This is a genomic window from Kocuria sp., from assembly GCF_030536815.1.
In the GTDB taxonomy this organism is placed as follows: Bacteria; Actinomycetota; Actinomycetes; order Actinomycetales; family Micrococcaceae; genus Kocuria; species Kocuria gwangalliensis.
This window is the reverse complement of the sequence record NZ_JAUNPE010000149.1, coordinates 1-5,230: the sequence shown is the minus strand read 5'-3', so window position 1 is coordinate 5,230 and position 5,230 is coordinate 1. Positions and strand designations below refer to the sequence as shown.

The 5,230-nt window shown below is 67.7% G+C and carries 4 protein-coding genes and 1 pseudogene; 4 read left to right on the top strand and 1 reads right to left on the bottom strand.

The annotated features are described in order from the left end of the window. Window positions 1–966: MFS transporter (locus tag Q4E95_RS10965; RefSeq protein ID WP_303383344.1), on the bottom strand; the 966-nt coding region annotated here is incomplete at its 3' end. A gap of 152 nt (window positions 967–1,118) precedes the next feature. Here Q4E95_RS10965 and Q4E95_RS10960 point away from each other — a divergent pair. From Q4E95_RS10960 to Q4E95_RS10945, 4 genes and pseudogenes are all read left to right on the top strand, one after another. Continuing rightward, entirely contained in the window at window positions 1,119–1,949 is an 831-nt protein-coding gene (locus Q4E95_RS10960; RefSeq protein WP_303383343.1) for an IclR family transcriptional regulator, read from the top strand. 72 nt (window positions 1,950–2,021) lie between these two features. Continuing rightward, window positions 2,022–2,927 (top strand): shikimate dehydrogenase, encoded by a 906-nt coding sequence (locus Q4E95_RS10955; protein WP_303383342.1) that lies wholly within the window; start codon window positions 2,022–2,024, stop codon window positions 2,925–2,927. Beyond that, complete coding sequence (locus tag Q4E95_RS10950) at window positions 2,924–4,798, top strand: bifunctional sugar phosphate isomerase/epimerase/4-hydroxyphenylpyruvate dioxygenase family protein (protein ID WP_303383341.1); 1,875 nt, start codon at window positions 2,924–2,926, stop codon at window positions 4,796–4,798. The genes Q4E95_RS10955 and Q4E95_RS10950 overlap by 4 nt, the downstream gene beginning before the upstream one ends. A gap of 127 nt (window positions 4,799–4,925) precedes the next feature. Next, window positions 4,926–5,230: pseudogene (locus Q4E95_RS10945) on the top strand (hypothetical protein); the annotation flags it as partial.

Below are 5,230 nucleotides of genomic sequence, written 5' to 3'. Positions count from 1 at the left end.
GAACACGGGCTTGCGGCCGATCTTGTCCGCCAGCAGGGCCCAGGCCGGAATGGTGAACAGTGCCACGAAGTTCGCGACCACCGAGACCCACAGCATGGTGGAACGTTCCAGACCCACGATGGAGGTTGCGAAGGACAGCGACCAGACCAGGAACACCACGTTGATGGTGTTGACCATGGCGGCAGCGGCAATGCGGATCACGGCGGCCTTGTGGTACTTCAGCAAAGTGCTCAGGGGGGCGGTGCGCTTGACCTCGCCACCCTCGGCCTGGACTTCCTCGAAGGCCGGCGGCTCCTCCAGGTGACGGCGGATCATGTACGCCACGAAGACCACCACGGCGGAAGCCCAGAACGGAACGCGCCAGCCCCAGCTGAACAGCTGTTCTTCGGAGAGGACCAGGGTGAAGGGGATGAACACCGCGGTCGCCAACAACGTGCCGAACTGGGTGCCCTGCAGGGTCCAGCTGGTGGTGAAGGCGCGGTGACGGTCATCGGAGTGTTCCAGCGAGACCGAAATGGCGCTCGCCTGCTCACCGGAAGCGGAGAGGCCCTGGATCACGCGGCACAACACCAGCAGCGCCGGAGCCAGAAGGCCCGCCTGATCGTAGGTGGGCAAGCAACCCACCGCGAACGTGGCGCCGCCCATCATGAACAGGGTCAGCATGAGCACGAACTTGCGCCCGTACTTGTCACCGAGGGGACCCATGATGAGCGCACCCAACGGGCGAACCACGTAGGCAACGCCCACGGTACCCATGGCCAAGAGGATGGCCACGCCCGGGGAGGCATCCTTCGGGAAGAAGATGTGGTTCAGCACCAGTGCGGCGGCGGTGCCGTACACGGCAAAGTCGTAGTACTCCAGAGCCGAGCCGATCCAGCTGGCGAGCGCTGCTTTCTTGGGAGTCTTGGCGGCGGTTGCTGCCGGATTTGTGGGCCCCGGTGAGCCTGCGTGGTGGGTGGTGCTCATGAGAAGACATCCTTCACGGAAGGCGTGGGATCAAACGTCCCCGCTGCGGTGATTGCCATATATTGGAAATAGTTTTCAACTACTTGAAACACAAGCATGAAGTGGGTCACACTGTTCGTCAAGTACCCGACCGAAAAAATCAGGAGCACGTCATGAGCCCCACCAAGACCACCCCCTCGGCGGCGGGCACGGCGGACGAGGTAAGCGCCCCGGCCACGGCGCGTCCGGCCGACCGCTCCGGCACCGTGCGCAAAGGGCTCACGCTCCTGGAACTGCTGGCCAACCACCCCTACGGGGCCACCGCGGGTCAGATCGTCGCCGAGTCCGGCTACGCCTTCAGCACGTGCTACCGCCTGCTCACCACGCTGGTCGATTCCGGGTTCGCCGAGTACGACACCGCCACCAAGCAGTACCGCCTGGGTCTGCTTGTTTTTCACATGGGCCAGAAGGTCGCCACGGCCAGGGGGTACTCCGGCACCGCACTTCCCGTGCTGCGCCGGCTCACGGAGGCCACCGGCGAAAGTTCCCTGCTCGCCGTGCTGGACGGGGACCGCTTCCTCACCGTGCACACCGTGGACGGGCCCAACCACCGCATCACCACCGATCCCGGGGACCGGGGCGAGTTGCACACCTCATCACTGGGTAGGGCGTTGCTCGCTTTCAGCCCGCAGGACACCCGCGACCAGTTGGTCGCCACCCTTGACCTCGTCCCGCGCACGGATCGCTCCCGCACCGATCGTGACGGCCTCCGAAGGATCCTCGAAGAAACCCGTCAACGCGGATGGGCCTGCCAGGACCAGGAGCACGATGAGGGCATGTGCGCCGTGGCCGTCCCCGTCATGACCCCGGGCGGGCCTCTCGTGGCAGCGCTCGCGCTCGCCGCACCCGTCTACCGCTGCGACCTGGCCGGTCTCGAACGGCACATCCCTCTCCTCAACGACGCCGCCGCCCAGCTGGCCTCGCAACTCCCGCAGCGTCCCTAATCACCGCGCCGTTCGTAGGCACGTCAACGTATCCAGGCACAGAAACTCCCCGGATTCCCCGAAAGGAACCGCATGTCCACTCTCAATGAGTCCTTCCTGATCGGTTTGATCGGTGACGGCATCACCGAAAGCCTCACCCCACCCATGCACGAGCGCGAGGGCGACCACCACGGCGTGCGCTATCTCTACCGCCCCGTGGACCTCGCGGAGATCCATCGCCCCGGAACGGACGTCGGCGAGCTCCTGCGCGCCGGCCGGGATCTGGGGTTCAACGGGTTCAACATCACCCACCCCTGCAAACAAATCGTCATGGACCACCTGGACGAGGTGGATCCCCAGGCCGCCGCGATCGGAGCCGTCAATACGGTGCTGATCAGGGGCGACAAGTTCATTGGCTACAACACCGACTGCTCCGGTTTCACGGACGGGTTCCGCGCGGGCCTGCCCGGCGCCGACCTGGAGCGCGTGGTTCAGTTCGGCTCGGGCGGCGCGGGTTCGGCGGTCGCTGAGGCGCTGCTCGCCGTGGGCGCCCAGCGCTTGGATCTGGTGGATGTCGACGTCGCTCGCGCGGCCCAGCGCGCCGCCGCCCTGGCCGGGCGGTACCCGGGCGCCGTCGTGGCGGCTGTGGAACCGGACCAGGCGCCCGAGCTCGTGGAGGGCGCGAGCGGTGTGGTCAATGCGACCCCCGTGGGAATGCATCACCACCCCGGAACGCCGTTCGACACCGCCCTGCTCAGCGCGCGACAGTGGGTCGCGGACGTGGTGTACCTGCCGTTGGCCACGGAACTCGTGACCGCGGCCAAGGCCTTGGGATGCCACGTGCTGGACGGCGGCCACATGGCGGTCGGGCAGGCGGTCGATGCCTTCAGGCTGTTCACCGAGCTGGACCCGGACCGGCAGCGGATGCGTGATCATTTCCTGTCGCTGACCGGTCAGGGGCCGGTCTCCGCGGCCCAGGAGCTGGGAGCGGCCCAATGAGAACCAGTATCGCTACCGTGTGCCTGTCCGGGACGCTCGAAGAGAAAATGCAGGCCGCCGCGCTCGCCGGATTCCACGGGATCGAGGTGTTCGAACAGGACCTGGTGGTTTCACCGTCCTCACCCGAGCAACTGCGTGAGATGGCCGCCGAACTCGGTCTCTCCCTGGACATGTACCAGCCGTTCCGCGACGGCGTGGAGGTCGCCCCGGAGGCTTTCCCCGATTCGCTGCGTCGGCTGCGCGCGAAGTTCGACCTGATGCGCCGCCTGGGCACGCCCGTGCTGCTGATGTGCTCCAATGTGGCCACGGCCGCCCTGGATGATGATCGGGCCATTGCGGATCAGTTGCGCCAGGCCGGTGAGCTGGCCGCCGAATACGACATCAAGCTCGCCTACGAGGCCTTGGCCTGGGGCAAGAACGTCAACGACTGGCGCCGCGCACACCGCATCGTGGAGCTGGCCGATCACCCCGCCGTGGGCACGTGCCTGGACAGCTTCCACATCCTCTCCCGCGGTGACACCGTGGACGGCGTGGAGCTGTTGGATCCGGCCAAACTGTTCTTCGTGCAGCTCGCGGACGCGCCCTTGCTCAAGCAGGACATTCTCTCGTGGTCGCGACACCACCGCGTGTTCCCGGGCGAGGGGGACTTCGATCTGGTGGACGTGCTGGCTCGCCTGCATGAATGTGGGTACGCGGGCCCGGTCTCGCTGGAGATCTTCAACGATGCCTTCCGCCAGGCGGACGTCTACCGCACCGCCGTGGACGGGTTGCGCTCGCTGCGGTGGCTTGAGGACCAGACCGCGGATGCCGTGCGCGCGGCGGGAGAGGACCCCGCGCGTGAGCCGCTCGTGCTGAGCGATCTGCCGGATCCCCAGCCGCCGCGGGCATGGGATTTCGTGGAGTTGCGCACTTCCAAACTCGGGCAGACCACGCGCCTGCTGCATCAGTTGGGGTTCGAGCTGGCCGGTCACCACCGCAGCAAGGACACCGTCCAGGCGTGGACCCAGGGCCCGGTTCGCGTGGTCATCGGCGAGGACCTGCAGGCCCCGCTCGAGCAGCCCACCCGCCTGGCCGCCCTGGGGTTCCAGGTCGACAGCCCCGACGACGCCGCCCACCGCGCCTCCCGCTTGCTCGCCCCGGTGGTCTCGCGCACCCAGCAGCCGGACGAAACCGTGCTGCACGGGGTGCTCGCCCCGGATGCGACCGAGATCTTCTTCGGTCCCCACGGGGACCGCGGGGTGCCCCCGTGGTTGGAGGAGTTCGGCGCGGACCCGGCCGAGGCGGCGTCGGACTCCCTGATCACCGGCGTGGACCACGTGAACCTCGCCCAGCCGTGGCAGCACTACGACGAGGCCGTCCTGTTCCTCACCTCCCTGCTCGACCTGCACGCGCAGCCGGCGCAAGAGGTCGCCGGGCCGTCCGGGCTGGTGCGCTCGCAGGTCATGCGCTCCGCGGACGAAACCGTGCGGATCCCCCTCAACGTGGCCCCCACCGCCGCGGAACAGGGCGCCTACACGGGTGCGGCCTACCCCGAGCACGTGGCGCTGGCCTGCTCGGACATTGTGGCCGTGGCTCGCCGCGCCCGACGCCGCGGCCTCACCTTCCTGCCGGTGCCCGAGAACTATTACGAGGACCTCGTGGCCCGCTTCGACCTGGCCCCGGACGCGGTCGCCGAACTGCGGGAGCACGGTTTGCTCTACGACCGCGATGAGCGCGGGGAGTTCCTGCACTTCTACACGGCGACCCTCGGCGAGGTGTTCGTGGAGGTCGTGGAACGGCGCGGGGACTACCGCGGATTCGGCGCCCCCAACGCCCCGGTGCGGCTGGCGGCGCAGTATCGGACGTGGGAGGAAGCGGCCGGCACCATCTGATCAGGGTTTACTGTACGGTAGCCAGGCCTACTCTGCAGTAAGCCCTCGTGAAATGGCTCTGGGGTCGAACCCGCGCACCTGACACACTGGAACCGGCCAGTCTTCGTGCGTAGAGAGCGGAATGTTCGTGAGTGATCAGCGGTCCGGGGACACCAAGCCCGGTGACAACCAGCCCATGGTGTTCGAGCACGTCACTGCCGCTCAGCGCGTGGTGTTCGGCTCCGACAAGGCCGGTGAATTCCTGGCGGCCGAGCTCGAGCGGTTGGGCAGCACGCGCCCCATGGTCATCACGGGCGGTTCCGCCGAACAGGCGGCTCGTGAGATCACCTCGCGGCTCGAGCCGGGTCTGTGGTGGGACGAGGTGATCCAGCACGTACCGGTGGAGCTCGCGGAGAAGGCGCGCGCGGCGGCGTCGGACGCGGCTGTCGACGC